The sequence below is a fragment of the Streptococcus sp. VTCC 12905 genome (genome assembly GCF_049893385.1).
In the GTDB taxonomy this organism is placed as follows: Bacteria; Bacillota; Bacilli; order Lactobacillales; family Streptococcaceae; genus Streptococcus; species Streptococcus suis_AA.
This window is the reverse complement of record NZ_JBMVJC010000006.1, coordinates 35225-56817: the sequence shown is the minus strand read 5'-3', so window position 1 is coordinate 56817 and position 21593 is coordinate 35225. Positions and strand designations below refer to the sequence as shown.

At 38.5% G+C, this 21593-nt stretch carries 23 protein-coding genes; 13 read left to right on the top strand and 10 right to left on the bottom strand.

Annotated elements, in window-relative coordinates; genetic code table 11:
• Positions 1-2: 2 nt before the first annotated feature.
• Together ACPC58_RS03610 and radC are read left to right on the top strand one after the other, a co-directional pair.
• Positions 3-752: a class A sortase gene (locus ACPC58_RS03610; protein ID WP_274504864.1), complete on the top strand. Its 750-nt coding sequence runs from the start codon at positions 3-5 to the stop codon at positions 750-752.
• Positions 753-894: 142 nt separating this feature from the next.
• Positions 895-1575, top strand: a complete 681-nt coding sequence (gene radC / locus ACPC58_RS03605; RefSeq protein ID WP_130554875.1) for a RadC family protein — start codon at positions 895-897, stop codon at positions 1573-1575.
• On the opposite strand, the gene ACPC58_RS03600 is transcribed toward radC, so the two are convergent.
• From ACPC58_RS03600 to ACPC58_RS03570, 7 genes are all read right to left on the bottom strand, one after another.
• Positions 1572-2267: a gamma-glutamyl-gamma-aminobutyrate hydrolase family protein gene (locus ACPC58_RS03600; RefSeq protein ID WP_434065274.1), complete on the bottom strand. Its 696-nt coding sequence runs from the start codon at positions 2265-2267 to the stop codon at positions 1572-1574. The genes radC and ACPC58_RS03600 overlap by 4 nt on opposite strands.
• Positions 2268-2270: 3 nt before the next feature.
• Positions 2271-2909: a redox-sensing transcriptional repressor Rex gene (locus ACPC58_RS03595; protein ID WP_024403852.1), complete on the bottom strand. Its 639-nt coding sequence runs from the start codon at positions 2907-2909 to the stop codon at positions 2271-2273.
• 147 nt (positions 2910-3056) lie between these two features.
• Positions 3057-3260: a DUF4649 family protein gene (locus ACPC58_RS03590; RefSeq protein ID WP_277837170.1), complete on the bottom strand. Its 204-nt coding sequence runs from the start codon at positions 3258-3260 to the stop codon at positions 3057-3059.
• Positions 3257-3607 carry a DUF1831 domain-containing protein gene (locus ACPC58_RS03585; RefSeq protein WP_217375071.1) on the bottom strand — a complete coding sequence of 117 codons (351 nt, stop codon included), beginning with the start codon at positions 3605-3607 and terminating at the stop codon, positions 3257-3259. Before ACPC58_RS03585 ends, ACPC58_RS03590 begins: the two co-directional genes overlap by 4 nt.
• A gap of 1 nt (position 3608) precedes the next feature.
• Entirely contained in the window at positions 3609-4724 is a 1116-nt protein-coding gene (locus ACPC58_RS03580) for a cysteine desulfurase family protein (protein ID WP_312313885.1), read from the bottom strand.
• An 11-nt stretch (positions 4725-4735) separates the two neighbouring features.
• Entirely contained in the window at positions 4736-5713 is a 978-nt protein-coding gene (locus ACPC58_RS03575; RefSeq protein ID WP_434065273.1) for a ribose-phosphate diphosphokinase, read from the bottom strand.
• A gap of 119 nt (positions 5714-5832) precedes the next feature.
• Positions 5833-6408, bottom strand: a complete 576-nt coding sequence (locus ACPC58_RS03570) for a CYTH domain-containing protein (RefSeq protein ID WP_434065272.1) — start codon at positions 6406-6408, stop codon at positions 5833-5835.
• Positions 6409-6494: 86 nt separating this feature from the next.
• Between ACPC58_RS03570 and ACPC58_RS03565 the strand changes: the two genes are divergently transcribed.
• From ACPC58_RS03565 to mutY, 8 genes are all read left to right on the top strand, one after another.
• Positions 6495-7166: a GTP pyrophosphokinase gene (locus tag ACPC58_RS03565; protein ID WP_434065271.1), complete on the top strand. Its 672-nt coding sequence runs from the start codon at positions 6495-6497 to the stop codon at positions 7164-7166.
• Positions 7150-7968: an NAD kinase gene (locus tag ACPC58_RS03560; protein WP_434065298.1), complete on the top strand. Its 819-nt coding sequence runs from the start codon at positions 7150-7152 to the stop codon at positions 7966-7968. Before ACPC58_RS03565 ends, ACPC58_RS03560 begins: the two co-directional genes overlap by 17 nt.
• Positions 7968-8858: an RluA family pseudouridine synthase gene (locus ACPC58_RS03555; protein ID WP_434065270.1), complete on the top strand. Its 891-nt coding sequence runs from the start codon at positions 7968-7970 to the stop codon at positions 8856-8858. Before ACPC58_RS03560 ends, ACPC58_RS03555 begins: the two co-directional genes overlap by 1 nt.
• Positions 8859-8879: 21 nt before the next feature.
• Positions 8880-9854: a phosphate acetyltransferase gene (gene pta / locus ACPC58_RS03550; protein WP_277837174.1), complete on the top strand. Its 975-nt coding sequence runs from the start codon at positions 8880-8882 to the stop codon at positions 9852-9854.
• A 1-nt stretch (position 9855) separates the two neighbouring features.
• Positions 9856-11592, top strand: coding sequence for an ABC transporter ATP-binding protein (locus tag ACPC58_RS03545; RefSeq protein WP_434065269.1), 1737 nt, complete (start codon positions 9856-9858; stop codon positions 11590-11592).
• Positions 11579-13321, top strand: coding sequence for an ABC transporter ATP-binding protein (locus tag ACPC58_RS03540; protein ID WP_289648855.1), 1743 nt, complete (start codon positions 11579-11581; stop codon positions 13319-13321). The genes ACPC58_RS03545 and ACPC58_RS03540 overlap by 14 nt, the downstream gene beginning before the upstream one ends.
• A complete protein-coding gene (locus tag ACPC58_RS03535; protein ID WP_434065268.1) occupies positions 13305-13697 on the top strand; it encodes a PaaI family thioesterase in 393 nt (130 codons plus the stop codon). The genes ACPC58_RS03540 and ACPC58_RS03535 overlap by 17 nt, the downstream gene beginning before the upstream one ends.
• Positions 13698-14142: 445 nt before the next feature.
• Positions 14143-15294, top strand: coding sequence for an A/G-specific adenine glycosylase (gene mutY / locus ACPC58_RS03530; protein ID WP_434065267.1), 1152 nt, complete (start codon positions 14143-14145; stop codon positions 15292-15294).
• Between the two features lie 613 nt (positions 15295-15907).
• Here the strand turns inward: mutY and ACPC58_RS03525 are convergent.
• Positions 15908-16693 (bottom strand): helix-turn-helix domain-containing protein, encoded by a 786-nt coding sequence (locus tag ACPC58_RS03525; RefSeq protein WP_434065266.1) that lies wholly within the window; start codon positions 16691-16693, stop codon positions 15908-15910.
• A gap of 136 nt (positions 16694-16829) precedes the next feature.
• Here ACPC58_RS03525 and ACPC58_RS03520 point away from each other — a divergent pair, with 136 nt between their 5' ends.
• Positions 16830-17297, top strand: a complete 468-nt coding sequence (locus tag ACPC58_RS03520; protein WP_434065265.1) for a hypothetical protein — start codon at positions 16830-16832, stop codon at positions 17295-17297.
• 20 nt (positions 17298-17317) lie between these two features.
• Positions 17318-17872 (top strand): hypothetical protein, encoded by a 555-nt coding sequence (locus ACPC58_RS03515; RefSeq protein ID WP_434065264.1) that lies wholly within the window; start codon positions 17318-17320, stop codon positions 17870-17872.
• 138 nt (positions 17873-18010) lie between these two features.
• Here the strand turns inward: ACPC58_RS03515 and ACPC58_RS03510 are convergent, their stop codons facing one another.
• A complete protein-coding gene (locus ACPC58_RS03510) occupies positions 18011-18337 on the bottom strand; it encodes a hypothetical protein (RefSeq protein ID WP_434065263.1) in 327 nt (108 codons plus the stop codon).
• A gap of 177 nt (positions 18338-18514) precedes the next feature.
• Here ACPC58_RS03510 and ACPC58_RS03505 point away from each other — a divergent pair, with 177 nt between their 5' ends.
• Positions 18515-19795 (top strand): O-acetylhomoserine aminocarboxypropyltransferase/cysteine synthase family protein, encoded by a 1281-nt coding sequence (locus tag ACPC58_RS03505; RefSeq protein ID WP_434065262.1) that lies wholly within the window; start codon positions 18515-18517, stop codon positions 19793-19795.
• 80 nt (positions 19796-19875) lie between these two features.
• Here ACPC58_RS03505 and ACPC58_RS03500 read toward each other — a convergent pair whose 3' ends face one another.
• Positions 19876-21408, bottom strand: coding sequence for an ATP-binding cassette domain-containing protein (locus ACPC58_RS03500; protein WP_434065261.1), 1533 nt, complete (start codon positions 21406-21408; stop codon positions 19876-19878).
• Positions 21409-21593 lie beyond the last annotated feature (185 nt).

Here is a 21593-nt window from a genome sequence, read left to right as displayed (position 1 = left end):
GAATGTCAAAACGTTCACCGAAAAAGAAGGGCAAGAACAGAACATGGATGAATTTACTTGCCTTGATACTCTTTTTGATTTCACTAGCCCTTATTTTCAATACTTCGATTAGAAATTTTATTATTGGTTGGAATACTAATAAGTATCAGATTACAAATATCAGTTCTGAAGATATTGAAAAGAATAAACAAGCGGACTCAACTTTTGATTTTGATCAAGTTGAAGCCGTTTCGACGGAGGCTATTCTCAAGGCGCAATGGGAAGCACAGAGACTGCCAGTTATTGGTGGAATTGCTGTGCCAGAATTGGGAATTAATTTGCCAATTTTCAAGGGTGTAGGGAATACGTCGCTAATGTATGGAGCTGGAACGATGAAAGAGACTCAAGAAATGGGAATAGGAAACTATGCCCTAGCCAGTCACCATATCTTCGGTGTTGCCGGGTCTGCGAATGTCCTTTTCTCTCCATTGGATCGAGCTGAAAAAGGAATGAAGATTTACCTAACTGATAAAAATACAATCTATACCTATGTGATTGATAGTGTTGAAGTTGTAAGTCCAGAAAGCGTCTATGTTATTGACGATGTCGAAGGACGCACAGAAGTGACTTTGGTTACTTGTACGGACTACTATTCAACACAAAGGATTATTGTAAAAGGTATTCTTGAAATTTCTATTCCATATGCTGATGCAGCAGAGGATATAAAAAAAGCTTTCTCTCACGGATACAATCAGTTTGATTATGGTCAATAAGACAAGACGATTGCCAGCTTTTAAATCATTTTTATGTAACCTTCGAATTAATTTAGAAAGTTGAATGAATAGAGCACGTATTCTCTATATCTTTCAACTTTCTTTTTCCTTGTTTTACGAATAGATGTATGAGGAGGAAATTATGTATCAAATTGATTTTAAAGAAGAATCGCTTTTACCACGTGAGCGTTTAGTCGAAGTTGGGCCAGAACGCCTAAGTAATCAAGAGTTATTAGCTATTTTTATTCGAACGGGTACGAAAAACGAACCTGTCACCATTTTATCCAATAAATTATTGAATCAATTGGAGAATTTAGCAAGTTTAAGAGATTTATCTATCGAAGAATTGCAGACTTTAACGGGTATTGGTCGTGTAAAAGCAATAGAGATTAAAGCCATGATTGAGCTCGGAAAACGGATCAATCAATCCCACTTGTTGCTAAATGAGCAAGTACTAGGTAGTGAAAAATTGGGTCGCAAGATGATTCAAGAAATTGGAGATAAAAAACAAGAGCATTTGGTTGCGCTCTATCTCAATACACAAAATCAAATCATCAAACAGGAGACAATATTTATTGGAAGTGTGAATCGTAGTATTGCAGAACCACGGGAAATCCTGCATCATGCTATCAAATGCATGGCCACATCGGTGATTATTGTCCATAATCACCCTTCGGGGTCGGTTCACCCTAGTAAGAATGACTTACTTTTTACAGAAAATTTAAAACAGTCCTGCGATGTGCTAGGACTGGTCTTATTAGATCATTTAATTGTAGGTAATAAAAATTACTATTCCTTCCGAGAGGAAAGTGAGCTGTTTTAGAACTGATTGACGATGTAATCAAATAGCTTATTTTCCGTCTCTCGTTCGCCGTAAAGTAATTCAGGATGCCATTGAACACCCAAAAAGGTATGAGAGTCTCTTGTAGACTGTACCGCTTCAATGGTTTGTTTATCTGGGGATAGGGCGATAATTTCCAAAGAGGGAGCTAATTTGTTGATTGCTTGGCGATGGAATGAGTTAACGGTTGGCTCTTGAGCATAGATCTGTGATAATTGGCTTTCAATTGGGAAATAGAGATCTTGGCTAGGTTGATTGCCGGTATTTTCCTGCCAATGCCCTAAAACCTCTTGATGGAGTCTGCCACCTTGGGCGACGTTATAGAGCTGCAGGCCTCTACAAATGCCAAATATAGGTTTTTCTTGATGGTGAGCAGCTTCTATCAGTGCTAGTTCAAATCGGTCTCGCTCAGGAAAATAATTGCTACTATCTATGAGTAATTTTTCCTGATAGTGAATAGGCTCAACATTTTGTCCACCAGTCAATACTAATTTATCAACTAGTTTCATATACTGCTCAGCAAGTTGTGGACGAGTGACTGGAAAAATTAGTGGAATGCCACCAGCATCTTCAATAGCATTCACTAAGCAAGTTTGAGTATAAGAAAGCAGGGGTTCTGTATGATCCCCTGTTTTATAATGATTTCCGGAAATACCAATGATTGGTTGACTCATTTTCTATCCTTTGCGCATGAAATAAAGTAGTGTCTGTAGTTCACTTGTCAAGTCTACATATTGGACAACAACATCTTTAGGAACGGTCAAGTTGACTGGTGAAAAGCTAAGAATACCTTTAACGCCAGCTTCAACCAATACATCAGCAACTTCTTGAGCTTTAACGCTCGGAACCGTTAAGATGGCAGTCTGAGAATTAGCTTCCTTGATGCGATCTTTTAACTCTGAAATCGCATGGATAGGAACATTTTCATCTATGGTTCCGACTGCAGGATTATCATCAGCTTCAAAAGCCATGATGATTTTCATTTTATTTCTTTCGTGAAACTTGTAGTGAAGAAGGGCTCGACCCATATTCCCAACTCCGATTAACATAACATTGGTAATCGAGTTATCGTTTAAAATATCGGCAAAAAAGTCCATTAAATCCTTCACATTATATCCAAACCCACGGCGTCCAAGTTCACCAAAATATGAGAAATCTCGGCGGACAGTAGCAGAGTCGATTCCGATTGCCTCTGCAATCTCTTTTGAACTTGCTTTTTCGATTTTCTCCGCATAGAATCTTTTAAATACGCGATAGTAAATGGATAGTCGTTTAGCTGTGGCGCGTGGAATTTCAGTATTTTTATCGTTTTTCACATGTATCTCCTTAAAAACATTTTATGTTGTTCTACAAAATATAGAATAATATTTTTTTTGTAAATGATAGATTATCTTCTACTATTTTAGTGCAAGTTTGTGAAAAAATCAACAGATTGAACTGAAAAAGATTAAACAGTTTTCTGTTTAATCTATGGATTGTAAATACTGATAGAGGTCCCCAATTCTTCCTTGAAAATCCAATGGAATTCCATCTCTAAGAATTTGAGTTACTGGGTAATAATCAGGTAAAGTGACACAACCTGCAAATGCGAGTCTTGCTGCTTCCAGATTGTCAAATTCTTGATGTCTCTCAATTTGAAAAGCATCTTTATAATATATAGTAATCATAATTTTCCTTCTTTAGTAAAGATATCACGATCTACCAAACTATCCATCAGGAAGTAAAATTTTTCTTGAATGACTTTATTGTTTTCTGCTTTAAAAATATTCACTAAATGAAGTCCGGATTGATCAGTAATATTTATTTTAAAGCCTTGTAGATCTTGATTGATGATGATTTTTAGTAAAAATCCTTGGTTTGAATTTGGGACCTCTTCTAATAAGCGAGTGAGTTGGTAGTGACCAGCCTTTGTTACCTCAAAGGTATTGTCTCGTAATGTATATTTTTTTACAGTTGGACTAATATGGTAAATATAATCGCAATCTTTCAATGCTACGGTTTGTTGGAATGCCATGCTAACCTCCAATAATTATTTTTAAAGCTGATAGTAAGATATCAATTTCTTTTTTGGTATTCAATTCTGAAAAACTAATACGTACGGATTCTTTCAATCGAGGAGAGTCACTTCCATACATTGCCTCAAGTACATGACTATTTTCAACGACACCTGCTGTGCAAGCAGATCCAGTGGAAATAGCGATTCCTGCCAAATCTAATCGCATTAGCAATTGTTCGTTGAGTCGTCCCGGAAAGCCAATATTCAGTACATGAGGTAAGTGAGAACCGGCTTGATTAACGTAAAAATCAAATTCACTTAAATTTTTGAGTGTATAGGATTTCAAATCATGGATATACTCAATATTTTGAATCATTTGTGTTGATTGATGGACGAGCGCTGCAGCCATCCCTGCAATTGCAGGGAGATTTTCTGTTCCTGCTCTGTGTTGATTTTCTTGCTTCCCACCGTGAATCAGTGAATCGAATTTGTGAATTGAAGAGTAGAGAAAACCAATCCCTTTCGGTCCATGGAATTTATGGGCAGAAGCGGACAGAAAATCAATACCAAGTTCTTGTGGTTTTATTGGAATTTTCCCAACTACTTGAACAGCATCGACATGGAATACAGCTTGATGTTGAGACAAGAGAGAACCGATTTCCCTTATAGGTAGCAGTTGCCCAGTCTCGTTATTGGCATACATGACACTAACAAGAATTGTATCAGGTCGTAGGGCTTCTTTAATCTGTTGAGCTGTGATTTCTTGATTTTCTGGCTTTATATATGTAATTTCAAAGCCGAAACGTTGCTCTAAGTATTCCATGGTATGCAACACAGCATGGTGTTCAATGGCTGTTGTAATAAGGTGTTTTCCACGATGCATATTTGCTAAAGCGTAACCTTGAATAGCAAGATTATCTGCTTCAGATCCGCCAGATGTGAAAATGATTGTATCAGGACTTACAGAAAGTACTCTGGCAATATCTGCTCGTGCTTTTCTGAGTACTTTGTTAGCATCTCGGCCAAATCCGTGGATGCTGGAAGGATTTCCATAGTGACGTTGAGTAACTTCAAACATGCTTGATATGGCTGCCTGAGATAGAGCAGTAGTAGCAGCATTATCTAAATATATCAAAGACTGTACTCCTAGTTTTCTTTTTCTGGATTTGTAAATTTAAAGAGCGGGCTGAGTGGACGATGTTCTTGAATGCGGTGAATAGCATCAGCGATTAAGTCACTTGCAGTTAGGAATGCGATATTTTTTGGATGTTGTTCTTTACTTGCAACTGAGTCAGTCACTAAAATTTCTTTTATAGATGTTTCATCCAACAATTGCGCAGCTGTTCCAGCGAAAAGACCATGGCTGGCAACAGCGTAAATCTCAGTAGCTCCGCCATCTTCAACAATTTTTGAAGCTTGTGAGAATGTACGGCCAGTATTTAAAATGTCATCGACCAAGATTGCTTTTTTGCCAGCTACGTCACCGATGATATAGCCTTCTGCACGGTCAGAATCGTCTTGAGCATAATCAATAATCGCAATCGGAGCATTCAAAAATTCTGCAATATTACGAGCACGCTTGATACCGGAATTTTTTGGACTGACAATGACGACATCCTCGCCGCAGAGTCCTTTTTGCATGTAGTATGCTGCGAACAATGGTTCGGTCAGCAGGTTATCTACTGGAATATCAAAGAAACCTTGAATTTGAGAAGCGTGTAAATCAAGAGTCAATACACGATCAATACCCGCTTTAACAAGCATATTTGCAACTAGTTTTGCTGTAATTGGTTCACGTGGTGCAGCAGTGCGGTCTTGACGAGCATAGCCGAAATATGGAATGACAGCAGTTACTGAGTTTGCACTTGCACGTTTACATGCATCAATCATGATAAGCAATTCCAAAAGGTGGTTGTTGACTGGAAAACTAGTTGATTGAATAATATAAACGTCAACGCCACGAACGCTCTCTTCAATATTTATTTGAATTTCTCCATCTGAGAATTGGCGAGAAGAAAGTTTTCCTAGAGGCAGTCCAGCAGCAGCTGCTATTTTTTCAGCGATATCACGGTTACTGTTTAGCGAGAATAGTTTAATTTTATGATCACCAGTTGGTTGAACCATTTGAGAAACTCCTTTTTTAATGCTTTTTATGAAAAATCATAAAAGTAATTTAACAACACATAACTCCATTTTATCAAAAAATCCTATTTTTTTCAGTAGTAAAGTCAAAAAAATCAGCTTTATTGAGCTGATTTTATCTGAGCTGCAGTTCGAGCTACTTTGCTACTAGCGTATTTGAATTGGATAGATTTTTTCTTTAGGAATTCATCGAATAGTATTTTCCCTTCTTCAGCGTCTGATACTTCAACTTCTAGTTCATAATCCGTTTGCCCAAAATAGTCATTCTCATCAAGGGCCATCAATCCGATTGAGGTTTCTTTTTCCAATCGCTTGGTCTTTAAATGTCCCCAAACTGCTAGTTGATTTAATGGAATTGATGTTTTAGAAATAATATCAGAGATTGGACCGGATGGAAGTTCAAAATGGTCAATATAGCCCTGTGCAGTTTTAATATCTAACAATTGATTGTATTCATGATTTCCGATTTCTTGAGGAATTTTCAATGTTAGCTCTGCTATATCCGCAAACGTACGAATGCGAAGCGAAAAGCGGTGGTTTTTCAGGTCAAGATTCGGAGTATCAATGTAGTAGTTAGTTTGATAAATGGGGGTAACATCAGAAAATTCAGAGAGGAGCCGATTATATTCTGATTTTGTTAATAAGGTTTTATACTCAATTTCGAGATGGTTTTTCATACAGAAAACCCTTTCATATGTTATAATATATTCGTCTTTGTGTTATTCTAATACATTTTAATAGTTTTTACAAGAAAGGGGACCTTATGGAATTTAATTGGGAAGAATTTTTAGATCCCTATATTCAGACAGTGGGAGAATTAAAGATTAAATTAAGGGGTATTCGGAAACAATACCGCAAAGCCAATCGTCATTCTCCAATTGAATTTGTTACTGGTCGAGTTAAGCCGATTGAGTCTATTCAAGAGAAAATGGCGCTTAGGCACATTAAGTTGGAACATTTGGCTCAAGATATGCAAGATATTGCAGGCGTCCGTATTATGGTACAATTTGTTGATGACATCGAGGAAGTGTTGGCTATCCTCCGTAAACGGAAAGATATGAAAATTGTCCATGAACGCGATTATATCAACAATATGAAGGCCTCTGGCTATCGTTCTTACCATGTAGTGATATCTTATCCAGTTGATACTATAAATGGAAATGAAACTGTTTTGGCAGAAATCCAAATTCGCACCCTTTCAATGAATTTTTGGGCTACTATTGAACATTCACTCAATTACAAATATAAAGGGAATTTTCCTGAAGAAATTAAAAAGCGTTTGGAAATTACCGCAAAGATAGCTTATCAATTAGACGAGGAGATGCGAAAAATCCGCGACGACATTCAAGAGGCTCAGGCACTCTTTGATCCTGCTTATCGAAAGTTGAATGACGGCGTTGGAAATAGCGATGATACAGATGAAGAATACAGGTAGAAAAAAAGTCGCATTGCTCGCCAGTCGGAACCCAAAAAGCGAGGTTGTTTCTAAGGAGCTTTGGAAAAGGTTAAAAGAAGAGAATTTTATTTTAACACCTAAAAATCCAGATATTGTTATTTCGATCGGTGGTGATGGTATGCTTTTATCAGCCTTTCATAAATATGAGAAGTTGATAGATCGGGTCCGTTTTGTCGGTATTCATACTGGGCATTTAGGATTTTATACTGATTATAGGGACTTTGAGGTTGAAAATCTTGTCGAGAATTTAAAATTAGATACGGGAGCGCGTATTTCTTATCCGATTTTAAATGTAAAAGTGAAATTGACGGATGGAAGAATCGTTGAAATGAAAGCTCTCAACGAGGCGACAATCAAGCGCTTGTCTAAAACGATGGTAGCAGATATTATTATCAATAATGTGCCATTTGAACGTTTTCGTGGCGATGGTATTTCAGTTTCAACACCAACTGGTTCAACTGCCTATAATAAGTCACTTGGTGGAGCAGTATTGCACCCTACAATTGAGGCCATGCAAATAGCTGAAGTGGCTAGTTTAAACAATCGTGTTTACAGGACACTTGGGTCTTCCATCGTTGTGCCGAAAAAAGACAAGATTGTCATTGAACCAAAACATAGTGATCGCTACTCCATAGCGGTGGATAATAAAACGATTATCTACGACAACATTGATTGCATTGAGTATCAGATTGACAATAGCAAAATCCATTTTGTTGCGACACCTAGCCACACTAGTTTTTGGAATCGTGTTAAGGATGCCTTTATTGGAGAGGTGGAGTAATGCGATTTGATTTTGTTGCGGATCAGCACACAAAGGTGAAAACTTTTTTAAAAGCCCAGGGAGTTTCCAAAGGACTTTTGGCAAAAATTAAATATACAGGTGGTAGTATTTTGGTCAATGGTAGTGAACAGAATGCTACTTACTTGCTTGAAATTGGAGATAGCGTTACAATAAACATACCTGCGGAAGAAGATGTCACTGGAAGTTTGAAACCGATTTCTTTTCCTTTGGATATTGTCTATGAGGATGAACATTTTTTAGCAATCAACAAGCCTGTTGGTTATGCCTCTATTCCTTCGATTCTCCATTCTTCTACAATTGCTAATTTCGTTAAAGGATATTTAGTCGAACAAAAATATGAAAACAAACAGGTTCACATTGTAACGCGATTGGATCGAGATACATCTGGGCTCATGTTGTTTGCTAAGCATGGCTATGCCCATGCCCGATTAGATAAACAATTACAGGCGAAGCAAATTAGTAAGAGATATTTCGCCTTGGTTCGAGGGGATGGGGAGTTAGAGCAAGAAGGGGACATTATCGCCCCTATTGGTCGACCAGAGGATAGTATTATTACCCGTTGTGTAACGCAGAATGGGAAGTATGCTCATACTTCTTATAAACTTGTCCAGTCTTGGGGCAATATTCATCTTGTGGATATACAACTACATACAGGTCGCACTCATCAGATACGTGTCCATTTTTCCCATATTGGATTTCCACTACTTGGTGATGATTTATATGGTGGGAGTTTAGAGTGTGGTATGGAGCGTCAAGCTCTTCATTGCCACAATCTTGTGTTTACTAACCCTTTTTCAGTCGAAAGGGTTGATTTGGAAGCAGCGCTTCCGGAGGATTTTCAGGCTGTTATCAATCAGTTAAAAAGTTAATAAAATTTAAGGAGTTTGCTCATGAAAATTTTTGAACAGCTAGTTAGCAAGCTAGAGGGAAAAAAAGTGCGTATTGTTTTACCTGAAGGTGAAGAACCTCGTATCCTTCAAGCGACGAAGCGTTTGGTGAATGAATCAGATGTAGTGCCAGTCTTGCTTGGTAACCCAGAACGTATCAAGATTTATTTGGATATTGAAGGTATTACTGAAGGGTTTGAAATCATTGATCCTGCTCATTATGATAAGTATGATGAGATGGTTGGAGCTTTTGTGGAACGCCGTAAAGGGAAGGTAACGGAAGAACAAGCTCATGAATTATTGAAAGATGTCAATTACTTTGGTGTCATGTTGGTTTACATGGGCGTTGTAGAAGGAATGGTTTCTGGTGCTATTCACTCAACTGCCTCAACAGTTCGTCCTGCGCTTCAAATTATTAAGACTGAGCCAGGTGTTTCTAAAACATCCGGCGCCTTCTTGTTGGTGAGAGGTGAAGAACGCTATATCTTTGGTGACTGTGCCATAAACATTGATCCAGATGCCCAAACATTGGCAGAGATTGCAATTAACTCTGCACGTACTGCAAAAATGTTTGGTATTGATCCAAAAGTTGCGATGCTCAGCTATTCTACAAAAGGCTCTGGTGCGGGTCCTAAAGTGGATAAGGTTGTTGAAGCTACAAAAATTGCTCAAAAATTGCGTCCAGAATTGGATTTGGATGGTGAATTACAATTTGATGCAGCCTTTGTTCCAACTACTGGTAAATTAAAAGCTCCAGGTTCAAAAGTAGCAGGCCAAGCGACTGTATTTATATTCCCTGGTATTTCAGCTGGTAATATTGGTTACAAAATTGCTGAACGTATGGGTGGATTCGCGGCTGTCGGTCCGGTTTTACAAGGGTTGAACCAACCGGTAAATGACTTGTCTCGTGGTTGTAACCCAGACGATGTTTATAATTTGACCTTGATTACGGCAGTTCAAGCTTTGGAGCACCGTTAATATGAGATTTTTATCACGGTATTTTAAGGACTATATCAAGGAATCCATTCTAGGTCCAGTTTTCAAGCTATTGGAAGCTAGCTTTGAACTTCTTGTTCCGTTGATAATCGCCTATATCGTAGATACAATTATTCCAAATGGCAACCGGGAAGACCTGGTTGCTATGCTTTTTTTACTAGTTGGACTCGCTTGTATTGGAATTATTGTCTCGATTACAGCGCAATATTTCTCAGCCAAAGCAGCAGTCGGAGTGACAAAAGCATTAACGAATGATTTGTATCAGAAAGTCCTTTCTCTTCCAAAATCAAGTCGAGACATACTTTCATCTGCCAGTTTATTAACCAGATTGACGAGTGATACTTTGCAGGTTCAAACAGGTATCAATACTTTTTTACGTTTATTCCTACGGGCTCCGATTGTCGTATTTGGTTCACTGATCATGGCATTCTATATTAGCCCAAGTCTATCAATCTATTTTCTAGGAATGATTCTGCTGTTGTTGGTCATCGTAACGGGAATTTCAGTCCTGACCAGTCGTATTTATCAATCTATTCGAAAGGAATTAGATGGTTTGGTAGGACAGGTACGAGAAACAATTACTGGCTGGAGAGTGATTCGAGCTTTTGGGCAGAGAGAACGGGAAATCAAGATATTTCAAGGCATAAATCAACGATATAAGAAGCAACAGCTACAGGCTGGTTTTTGGTCCAGTCTCTTATCGCCTTTGACGTTTTTGGTAGTTAATGGGACCTTGATTCTTCTCATCTGGCAGGGCAATAGTGCTATTTCCGATAATCGTTTGGAGCAAGGAATGCTGGTTGCTCTAATCAATTATCTTCTTCAAATTTTAGTTGAATTGGTGAAATTGATTATGGTTGTGACAACTCTTAATCAGACCTATATTTCAGCACAGCGTATTCAAGAGGTTTTTGAGCAGAAATCTGAAGATGTGGATGCCAATTTGCCAGTAGTTTATAGTAGAGACAAGGAATTGATTTTTTCTGTGAACCATCTTTCCTTTTCTTATCCAAAATCTGCTGAGGAATCACTAATTGATATTGATTTTGAATTATGTAAGAGACAGTTTATGGGTCTGATTGGTGGGACTGGTTCAGGGAAATCAACCTTAGTAGACCTTTTACAGGCACTTTATTCCATACCGACCAGCCAACTCTCTTTCTTTATTGAGGGGAAAAGTCCTAGGAATTTGAAAGAGTGGCGGCAGCAATTAGCTATCGTTCCACAACAGGCTCAGCTTTTTGCTGGGACTGTGCGTTCTAACCTGTCATTAGGCTTAGAAAGTGTATTGGACAGTGAGTTATGGGCAGCGCTAGAAATCGCACAGGCTAGGTCCTTCATTGAGGACAAAGGAGGCTTGGATAGTCCTGTCGAAGCCTTTGGGAAGAATTTTTCTGGTGGACAGCGTCAACGTTTGACCATTGCACGCGCTATTTTACAGAAAGCACCGATATTGGTTTTAGATGATGCGACCTCTGCTTTGGATTATCTGACAGAGAGTCGGTTATTGTCCGCTATTCGTCGTGCATTTCCTGAGCAAACCTTAATAATGGTATCTCAGAGAACCAATAGTTTACGAACAGCTGATCAGATTTTGGTCTTGGATCAAGGGCGTCAAGTGGGACTTGGCCGTCATGAAGACTTGCTGAGAAGCTCTGCCATTTACCAAGAAATCGATCAATCACAACATAGGGAGGAGGACAGCCATGAAACAATCTAGTTTTAAGGAACTGGTCAGATTGGTTTTAGGCCAACCCTTTCGAATGTCCTTTATGTTGGTGGGAACTGTGGTGCAGGTGCTTCTGACAGTTTATCTGCCTATCTTGATTGGTCAGGCAGTTGATGCAGTATTGATAGCGGATGGTCAGGTCTTGCTAGGGATAATTGGCAAAATGGTGATGGTTATCTTGCTTAATACGCTGGTGCAATGGTATCTCCCACTAGTAACCAATCGCTTGGTTTATGGAATGGTGGCTGACTTGCGTGAACAGGTCTATGTTAAGCTGCACCACATGCCCTTGTCTTATCTGGATCGTCATTCAGTTGGTGATTTGGTAGCTCGTTTTTCAAGTGATAGTGAGCAATTAACCAACGGACTCTTAATGGTTTTCAATCAATTTTTCATAGGTATCTTAACCATTTTCTTAACCATTTTCACTATGGCTAGGCTTGACTTGACGATGATGTTGGTTGTTGTTGCCCTGACTCCTGTGTCTCTGCTTGTTGCACGTTATATCGCTAAGAAATCCTATGGTTATTATAGAAAACAAACACAGGCACGTGGGAAGCAAGCTCAACTTTTGGAAGAGTCCATCAGTCAACTGACCTTGGTCCAATCTTTCAATGCTCAAGAGCAATTTACGCATGGTTTTCAAGTTGTGAATGAACAGTATGCGACCTATTCCCAACAGGCTATTTTTGCCTCTTCAACGGTCAATCCAAGTACGCGGTTTATCAATGCTATTATCTATGCCTTACTTGCAGGACTTGGAGCGCTGAGAATTATGGCAGGGCAGTTTACAGTGGGTTCACTGACAACTTTTCTCAATTATGCTAGTCAGTACAGCAAGCCCTTTAATGATATTTCCTCAGTCCTATCGGAATTGCAGAGCGCCTTAGCTTGTGCAGACAGGCTGTTTGCTATCTTGGCTTTAGATAGCATTGACGATCAGGCTGAGCGGAAAATCGATTCAGAGGAGTTGAAGGGAGCTATTTCTTTTGACAATGTGTCTTTCTCATACAGCCCTGACCGTTCTCTGATAGAACATTTGGACATTGATGTCGAAGCTGGACAAAAGGTAGCCATTGTTGGACCTACTGGTGCTGGTAAATCAACCATGATTAACCTGCTTATGCGCTTCTACGATGTAACGGCTGGTCAGATTGTTTTAGACGGGGTTCCGATTAGCCAGTACAGTCGTGAGGATCTTCGCAGACAGATTGGGATGGTTTTACAGGAGACTTGGATCAAATCTGGTACCATTCATGATAATATTGCCTATGGCTATCCAAATGCCACGCGGGAATTGGTCATTGAGGCGGCTAAGGCAGCTAATGCAGACTTCTTTATTCGTCAGCTTCCACAAGGCTATGATACAGTTTTGGCAGATGGAGGAGAAGCCTTATCCCAAGGGCAACGTCAGCTCTTGTCTATTGCTCGTGTCTTTGTCAAGATACCTAAAATCCTGATTTTAGACGAGGCGACTTCTTCTATTGATACACGGACAGAAATTTTAGTACAAGAAGCATTTGCCAAATTGATGGAAGGACGGACCAGTTTTATTATTGCTCATCGCCTATCAACCATTCAATCAGCTGACTTGATTTTAGTCATGGTGGATGGAAAAATTGTTGAACAAGGAAATCATAGAGAGTTGATGAAGGAGCAGGGTGTATATTACCAAATGCAAACGAGTCAGCAATCAGAGGAGGATGAACGTGTTAGATAAATTAGAATTACAACCGATTACAGTTTTAGATGACTATCAAGCTACAATGCTCAATGAGAGAGAGGTGTTACTGACTACTAAGGTGACTGAAAATTCTCTCAATCCATATGGTATGGCTCATGGAGGCTTCCTCTTTACTTTAGCAGATTCAGTAGCAGGCTTGACAACAGTAGCAGGTGGTTCTTATTCTGTCACCCTACAGTCCAATATCCATTATATGAAGGCGGCAAAACTTGGTGATACCTTATCCGTCACTGGTTCTTGCACACATGATGGAAGTAGAACAAAGGTCGTTGAAGTAAAGATAGAAAATCAAGATAAACAGCTACTTGCTTCAGCAAGCTTTACCATGTTTGTAACAGGTAAAGTAGAATAATACTCAACGAACATCAAAAGCAGACAGTCTTGGTTAGATTGAGAGAAACAAATTCATTCGCTTATTAGTACAAACAGCGCAACAGCATTAAGTATCTGTCTGCATTTCTTTAGATTCATTGTGCTCCCACCGTGTATTATTATTTTTTATATAATACCCTCAAATGAAAAAATCTAATAGCGTGAAAGTGTAAAAATGTGTAAAAAAACAAGTAAAATTATTATCATAAGTTAAAATAGGAGGATATTTTGATGGCATATTGTCTATTTATTGGTAATTGTGAAGTAGTTAACCTATATTATATGTAGAGCAGAGTTAAAATATCGGCCCAAAAGTCATAAAACTTACATTAAACTGTTTAAGAAGAATGATGATGAAGCTAAGTATAAACAAGATAAGGGAGTTGGCAAAAGCTGGCTCCCTTTCTTTGTGTTATACTAAACTTATGTTAGATTTGAATGAATATGGAATTGAAATGTGGCCGGAGGAAAAGATTCAAGCTTTTCGCAAGGCACTCTTAGACTGGTATGATGATAATAAACGTGATTTGCCTTGGAGAAGGACAAGGGACCCATATGCTATATGGGTGTCGGAAATCATGCTACAACAGACAAGAGTTGACACTGTCATTCCTTATTATGAACGGTTTCTCCATCACTTGCCTACGATTAGTGATTTAGCACAAGCACCAGAGGAGGTCATTCTCAAACTCTGGGAGGGATTGGGCTATTATTCGCGCGTGCGGAATATGCAAAAGGCAGCGCAGCAAATGGTAGAAGATTTTGATGGGCAATTTCCGACCACGCATGCAGCCATTTCAAGCCTAAAGGGCATTGGTCCTTATACTGCTGGAGCAATTTCCAGTATTGCTTTTAATTTGCCAGAACCAGCGGTAGATGGCAATGTGATGCGGGTTCTCAGCCGCTTGTTTGAGGTTGATTATGATATTGGTTTGCCTGCCAATCGCAAGATTTTCCAAGCGATGATGGAGCTATTGATTGATCCAGAGCGACCGGGTGATTTCAACCAAGCCCTGATGGATCTGGGTTCGGATATTGAATCGCCAGTTAATCCACGTCCCCAGGACAGCCCAGTCAAAGCCTTTAGCGCAGCCTACTTAAACGGTACAATGGACAAGTATCCAATCAAAGCACCAAAGAAAAAGCCGATTCCCGTGGCCTACCAAGGATTTCTCATTAGAAATAAAGAAAATCAATTTTTATTGGAAAAAAATAATGAAGCAGGTCTTCTATCAGGTTTTTGGTCCTTTCCGCTTTTGGAAAAAGGAGCAGTCGTTGACAAACAAGTCTCTCTCTTTGATGTTGCAGAAGAAGTTGTTCAGCCAGATATTCGGCAGAGCTTTACGGAACTTTATGGTCTGACTGTTGATTGGCAAGAGCAAGAATTTGATAACGTACAGCACGTTTTTAGTCACCGCAAATGGCAAATCGAATTGATAGAAGGTATATCTGATTCAAGCACACTTCCAGATTCAAAAGAATTGAAATGGGTCTCTGTAGAAGATTTTCCTACCTATCCATTTGCAAAACCGCAGCAGAAAATGTGGGAATCTTTTGTAAAAGCAAAAGAAAGTTAAAAAAATTGAATTTGGAGCACATAATTATTTGAAAGCGCTTTACAATAATGGTATAATCTAATTGAAAAAAGGAAATAGTTTGATTTAAGATGTTGAACGCCATCTGGCTTAATTGAAAGGAGTCTATTTGCGTTCAGTAAGTTTGTTTATACTACTAGGATTCTGAATCTTTTGCAAAAGAGTTGCAGATTCTAGTAGGGGAAAAGTCTTTCATCGGTTATCCAAGTAATATTTTGGAAATTATAATTTCGTAATGTGAAGCATTTGTACCTTACATTAGCCTAGCTATCCGGTTCAATCAACATTAAAGGCTAATATTTTCGTACCATAATAACTCATTCTTAAAATATGTGTTTTAGAAAAGTGAGAAATCAAAACCTCTAGTGATTTTCAATAATAAGCAATCTCCACACTTTTAATAAAATAGTAGAGGACAATCAATCGACATAAGGATAGCTAAATTAATAATTAATTTACATATTAAATCAACTCTATCAAGATTAAAAGTTGACACCAGTTCATTTTGGTTTTGAAAAGAGTATCAATTGTCAACAGTCATCAGATGAGAGACTTTTCCATTAAAAGAAAAGGGAGGCGAGTAAGCCTCCTTTTTTTACTCATAAATTGCAACCACTTGACCAATTGGGCGGATATCGTCATCTGCATTAAGATATATATCATCATAGTCTGGATTGAGTGATTGTAAGTAGTCGCCTTTGAACTTTTTAACAAAATTTTCCCCATTTACGGAGAAAATCCCAATGGCATTTAATGGAATATGTGGAGTTAATCGAATAAATAAATAATCTCCATCTTGAATCTGTGGAGCCATGGAATCCCCAACTACTTGGGCGATTGTATCATATGTGTGGCTGTCGGGAATGTCATCACTGAAGAATGATACTAGGTTATTCAAATCAGTATCCTGCCAATAACCAGTACCAGCAGAGACTTTACCTGGAACGGCTAACTCAACCCGATCACGGTAATCATCCATTTGTAAAATATTTGTCTGACTAGTTTCCCGCATAGCCAGTAACTGTTCTTGACCAAAGGCTAGCCATTGACTGTGAAATGGTTCTTGTAACTCTTTATCCAAGAGCTGGACCTGAGGATGGATTGGTTGCTGAAAAAGCTTGAATTGCCTAGGAGTAATTGTCAAAGCAATATCTTGATTGGTGTCTAACTGTTCGATCAATTCCCCAACGGATATGGACATTCCTTTTGCTACTTTTTCAAGAGTATCCAATGTCGGCAAAAGAGCTTTTTTTGTTTTGGGATGTTGGTTCTTTTCTAACATGGAAATATATCCCTTTGTTAAACCAGATAGCTCCGCAAATTTATCCATTGATAATGAATGTTTGCTTCGGTATTCCTTTAATATTTCGCCTAGTATCATGGTTGTCTCCTTATTTGTTTAACTAATTATACCATTTTATATTTCTGTTTGCAAATATTGTTTAACATGTTTGACAAAACAGAAAATTGGTGTTAAAATTATCTCACATAAATGAAAAACGGAGGTAGGATCGATTATGAAGACAGTTATTTCTTGGAATGATATTTATAAGGAATGGGAAACATATGCTAGCCATTTTGGGTTGACCTCTCCGTTAAACATGGAAGATTTTGAAGGCAGGTGGTCTGAGGATTTTGGAAAGGGAAGTTTGTTCACAGCAAACTTATTACGTACTAACCAATTCGATGTTGAAAAGACAGCTGCTGTGTGGATTGCATCATTTTGTCGGGATTTGATGCAGGATTATGCCTATTTGTTAAATGGCAAAGCCTATCTCATGGTCAATCACCTATATTTTTTGGCCATCAAACAACTTAAAGATGAACAAGTTATTTGGTCAAAACCTCTGACACATTTACAGCCGAAGTTATTTTTATCTTACCGTTTGTTGGAGAATTTAGATTTAAGTCAGTATCCTTGTATTGTCGAGCTGGCAATGCTACAAGCGAGTATGATTCGGTCACAACTATTGGAAAATAAATAAGGATTTAAGGGAGAATGAAGATGTTAAAGATGTTATCTATGCAAAATACTAAAATGGATTTATCAAAGATTGAGGACTACTGGATGGACACCTTGGTTGAGCGAGGGATTTTTGATGATACAGAAGTTCACAACGGTCTATGTTGGAGATGTAAAACTTCTCATGCTATGGCTGCTTATCAAATTGTATCGCATAAATGGAAAACAGACATGACTAGTTTTGCGAATCAAATGGTACTCTGTCAATCGTGTCAGTATGAAAAACCAGATGTGGCAGATGCTGAAATTGTATGGCAGTGGTTAGAAGTCGAAAGTGATCACAGATATTGGGTGCTACAAGGTATGGCAGAGTATGAAAAGATGTATAATAAAACAGTACTTCAAGAATTGTGGGATATGGGGACTAGAGAAGGAGAAGAAGTGGAAAGACTTGTTACTAAAGTGATGAATTCTTCTCGTGAAAATAGTGTCGTTTTAAATCGTGCAACAATAGCAGGCCTCTTTCGAACTGAGATTGAACGGATGCGCAGAAAGGCTTTCTTGAATTGGACAGGAATTTTTAAGTTGGTTAGCTAGTCGACATACTTGTAAGGATAGATTCCATAAGGGTAAGAATAGTAGATAAATATAAAAACGCATTGGTTAGAATTCCAAGTAAAGGAATCTAAGCAATGCGTTTTAAGATAGAAGTTAACGAATAAAAATTAGGTGGGGTTATTCAATGTTGGAGATAAAACGGTTTTCTTTTCTGGAAAAACGTTGACCACAGTATTGGCAGCGATAATATGTTCTATTGGCTTCATAGAGCATTGCAAACATTGCTCCTTCAACACCGTTGATTGCATGGCCGACCATTCCAGCTTTACGAAAATATTGTTTTCGACTTGGAGTATAGGTTTGAAGCTTAATAGACTTACATTTTGGACACCTAGGTGGCTGTTTGGTATCCTTAGTATCGGGATGGAACCGCCGATAAAAACTATAAGAAATTATCAAGATAACAAGGAATATTGGCCCAATATATTCTAGTAATGTATTCATAATATCATTGTATCTGTTCTTCTTATTTTATTCAAGTAATATGAGTATTGGATTAAAATGGAAGAATTATTCAGTAAATAGCTATAGTTATTAACTATAGAGTCCCGTAACATTTAAATATTAGTCAAGATGGTAAAAATAAGGTAGAATACTGAAAAAGACCAAAGGAGTATCTTTATGGCTAGAGAATTTTCATTTGAAACCCTTCAACTTCATGCTGGACAGGAGGTTGATGCTGCTTCAAAATCGCGTGCGGTACCTATTTATCAGACAACTTCCTATGTATTTGAAGATGCTCAAGAAGCGGAGGATTTGTTTGCTCTACGTAAACCTGGTAATATCTACACTCGTATTACCAATCCAACGGTTGCTACTTTTGAGAATCGTATTGCTGCCTTAGAAGGTGGCATTGGGGCGCTCGCAACAGCTTCTGGTATGGCAGCGATTACCTATACTGTTTTAGCATTGGCACACGCTGGGGATCATATTGTGGCGGCAACGACGCTCTATGGTGGGACCTTTAATCTTTTCAAAGAAACCCTTCCTCGCTATGGTATTACAACAAGCTTTGTAGATATTGATGATTTTGAAGCAGTAGAAGCTGCCATTCAAGATAATACAAAACTGGTATTTATTGAAACTTTGGGAAATCCTGTTATCAATATTCCTGATCTTGAAAAATTGGCAGAAATTGCACACAATCACCACATCCCGCTTGTTTCAGATAATACCTTTGCAACTCCATATTTGATTAATGTATTTTCTCATGGTGTTGATATCGCAGTTCATTCTGCAACAAAGTTTATTGGTGGGCATGGTACGACCATTGGCGGTGTGATTGTCGATAGTGGCAAGTTTGATTGGGCGGCATCTGGTAAGTTTCCGCAATTTGTTGAAGAAGATCCAAGTTATCACAATATTAGTTACACTCGTGATATTGGTGCAGCAGCTTTTATTTTAGCAGTTCGTGTACAATTACTTCGCGATACAGGTGCAGCCCTTTCTCCATTTAACGCCTTCTTGCTTTTGCAAGGGTTAGAAACCTTGTCTCTCCGTGTAGAGCGTCATGTGTCAAATGCTGAAAAGATTGTTGATTTCTTGCTCAATCACCCTAATGTTGAGTCGGTCAATTATCCATCACTTCCAGATAGTCCTTATAAGGCTTTGGCAGATAAATACCTGCCTAAAGGTGTTGGATCTATTTTCTCTTTCCAAGTAAAAGGCGGAACAGAAGAAGCTCGTAAGGTTATTGATGGCTTGGAAATCTTTTCTAATCTAGCAAACGTTGCCGATGCGAAATCACTAGTAGTTCATCCAGCTACAACCACGCACGCTCAGTTAGCTCCAGAAGATTTGCTTGCTGCTGGTGTCACACCAAATCAAATTCGCCTATCCATCGGACTTGAAAACGTCGATGATTTGATTGAAGATTTGCAACTTGCTCTTGATAAATTATAGGCTATGAGTTAATTTGCTTGACTTCATTCTTTATGAATAAATAATAAAAGGAAATTTGGCATGTGCGCCAGTTTCCTTTTTTATATTTGTTGTAGTTCTTCCAGTCCACTTCCAGTTAGTCGGTAGATTCTTTGACAAACTTCTTTCAAAAAACGTCTGTCGTGTGATACGCATACCAAACCACCTGGATAATCGGCAAATAGTTGACGAATATATGGCTGAGAAGTAGGAGAGAAGTTTCGACTGGGTTCATCTAATAAGAGAAAATTGGCTTTATCAAGAACCATTTTTAACAAGAGTAACTTGGCTTTTTGTCCCCCTGAAAGTTCACAGTTCCTGTGATGAACTTCTTGTCGTGTAAACTGCAGACTGGCTAGATGTGTCAAGATTAGTTGTTCCTGCTCACGATTGCCATTTTCCAATAAAAAATCAAGTGGAGTTTTAGACTCATCAAGGACTTCTGAATAGTGCTGGGGCATGTATCCCAAGTTTATATCTGCTCGTTGCCCGAGTTCTTGATAGATTAGCTTTAGAAAACTGGATTTTCCAATTCCATTTTGTCCAATGATGCCAATTTTCTCTTGTCCATTTATGTTGAAATGGATATTGCTAACTAATTGCTGCTTGTCAACGTTCAATTGAAAGTTTTCTAAGTGAAGCACTTGCTTTCTAGCTGGTAGTGGTGAAATGTCTGAGAAGAAGAGGGAAATGGCATCTTCATGAAAAGGTACTTCTGTGAGATTTTCCTTCATTCTTTCATAGCGTTTTTCACGTGATAAGACATTCTTCATTTTCTTGGCAATGAGGCGTCCCATAGTAGCATCATGTGTATTGAGCAAGGTATTGCGCACCTGTGATTTTTGTCGTAGGTGCTTATTCATGGCTTTGTCAAATTCTTTTTGGTCATTCCGAGCTTGTTGAACTTGTTTCTGATAGGCTTGTTGGCGCTTCTGTGCGTAGTCCTGATAGTCCAATTCTTCAACTTTGGTTTGAGCAAGTGCTTTCTTTTTAACCGATTCTAGGTGAATAATTTTTGTAGCTGTTCTGCTAAGAAAGTCTTCATCGTGAGAAACAAATAGGATGGTCTTTGGGCTCGTGATGATATAGTTTTCAAGCCACAGTAAGGTATTTAAATCCAAGTCATTGGACGGCTCATCCAGAAAAATCATATCAGAAGGAGTGGCTAGCTTTTTTATCAACTGAATTTTTAGTTTTTCTCCACCTGACAGGCTTTCAATCAATTGTTGACTGGCAAATCGCTCGCTGTCAAACTGGAGCTGGTCAGCATAGAGGTAGAGTAGGCCGTAATCAATGTCGCTGTCCAAGTCAGCGAAGAAGTAGTCGTTCAAGGTTAGCTCTGCTATTTCCAGTGGAAGACTTTGGGGAATATAGACTGGTGAGTGAAAATATCGGTGAATACTGCCTGATTGAAGCAGGTAGTTGGCGACAAGTGTTGAATCCATCAAGGTTAGTAAGAGACTGGATTTTCCATTTCCTTCTTCGCCGATAATGGCTATTTTATCGCCAGGGTTGACATTGAGGTTCAGGTCGTGAACTAGATTTCGCAAATCTTTTTGATGGTCGAGGGATAGGTGATGAGTGGTTAGTAGCATAAGGCCTCCTTTACAAGAAAAAAACACACTACCTATTTAGTAGTGTGTCAAAATCTGCTCAAAAAGACCCTATTCAAGGAATAGAGGGAACAGAAAAATGGACGCAAGAAAACTACTAAATAAGCATTGAACTTAAATTGAGTTTACTTGTTACTGTCCATTTCTCCTTACCTCGCAATTACAAT

What these genes read in the sequence shown, in the direction of transcription:
- ACPC58_RS03610 (WP_274504864.1), top strand. Translation starts at nt 3, where the DNA reads ATGTCAAAACGTTCACCGAAAAAGAAGGGCAAGAACAGAACATGGATG.
- radC (WP_130554875.1), top strand. Translation starts at nt 895, where the DNA reads ATGTATCAAATTGATTTTAAAGAAGAATCGCTTTTACCACGTGAGCGT.
- ACPC58_RS03600 (WP_434065274.1), bottom strand. Translation starts at nt 2,267, where the DNA reads ATGAGTCAACCAATCATTGGTATTTCCGGAAATCATTATAAAACAGGG.
- ACPC58_RS03590 (WP_277837170.1), bottom strand. Translation starts at nt 3,260, where the DNA reads ATGATTACTATATATTATAAAGATGCTTTTCAAATTGAGAGACATCAA.
- ACPC58_RS03585 (WP_217375071.1), bottom strand. Translation starts at nt 3,607, where the DNA reads ATGGCATTCCAACAAACCGTAGCATTGAAAGATTGCGATTATATTTAC.
- ACPC58_RS03575 (WP_434065273.1), bottom strand. Translation starts at nt 5,713, where the DNA reads ATGGTTCAACCAACTGGTGATCATAAAATTAAACTATTCTCGCTAAAC.
- ACPC58_RS03570 (WP_434065272.1), bottom strand. Translation starts at nt 6,408, where the DNA reads ATGAAAAACCATCTCGAAATTGAGTATAAAACCTTATTAACAAAATCA.
- ACPC58_RS03565 (WP_434065271.1), top strand. Translation starts at nt 6,495, where the DNA reads ATGGAATTTAATTGGGAAGAATTTTTAGATCCCTATATTCAGACAGTG.
- ACPC58_RS03560 (WP_434065298.1), top strand. Translation starts at nt 7,150, where the DNA reads ATGAAGAATACAGGTAGAAAAAAAGTCGCATTGCTCGCCAGTCGGAAC.
- ACPC58_RS03555 (WP_434065270.1), top strand. Translation starts at nt 7,968, where the DNA reads ATGCGATTTGATTTTGTTGCGGATCAGCACACAAAGGTGAAAACTTTT.
- pta (WP_277837174.1), top strand. Translation starts at nt 8,880, where the DNA reads ATGAAAATTTTTGAACAGCTAGTTAGCAAGCTAGAGGGAAAAAAAGTG.
- ACPC58_RS03545 (WP_434065269.1), top strand. Translation starts at nt 9,856, where the DNA reads ATGAGATTTTTATCACGGTATTTTAAGGACTATATCAAGGAATCCATT.
- ACPC58_RS03540 (WP_289648855.1), top strand. Translation starts at nt 11,579, where the DNA reads ATGAAACAATCTAGTTTTAAGGAACTGGTCAGATTGGTTTTAGGCCAA.
- ACPC58_RS03535 (WP_434065268.1), top strand. Translation starts at nt 13,305, where the DNA reads ATGAACGTGTTAGATAAATTAGAATTACAACCGATTACAGTTTTAGAT.
- mutY (WP_434065267.1), top strand. Translation starts at nt 14,143, where the DNA reads ATGTTAGATTTGAATGAATATGGAATTGAAATGTGGCCGGAGGAAAAG.
- ACPC58_RS03525 (WP_434065266.1), bottom strand. Translation starts at nt 16,693, where the DNA reads ATGATACTAGGCGAAATATTAAAGGAATACCGAAGCAAACATTCATTA.
- ACPC58_RS03520 (WP_434065265.1), top strand. Translation starts at nt 16,830, where the DNA reads ATGAAGACAGTTATTTCTTGGAATGATATTTATAAGGAATGGGAAACA.
- ACPC58_RS03515 (WP_434065264.1), top strand. Translation starts at nt 17,318, where the DNA reads ATGTTAAAGATGTTATCTATGCAAAATACTAAAATGGATTTATCAAAG.
- ACPC58_RS03510 (WP_434065263.1), bottom strand. Translation starts at nt 18,337, where the DNA reads ATGAATACATTACTAGAATATATTGGGCCAATATTCCTTGTTATCTTG.
- ACPC58_RS03505 (WP_434065262.1), top strand. Translation starts at nt 18,515, where the DNA reads ATGGCTAGAGAATTTTCATTTGAAACCCTTCAACTTCATGCTGGACAG.
- ACPC58_RS03500 (WP_434065261.1), bottom strand. Translation starts at nt 21,408, where the DNA reads ATGCTACTAACCACTCATCACCTATCCCTCGACCATCAAAAAGATTTG.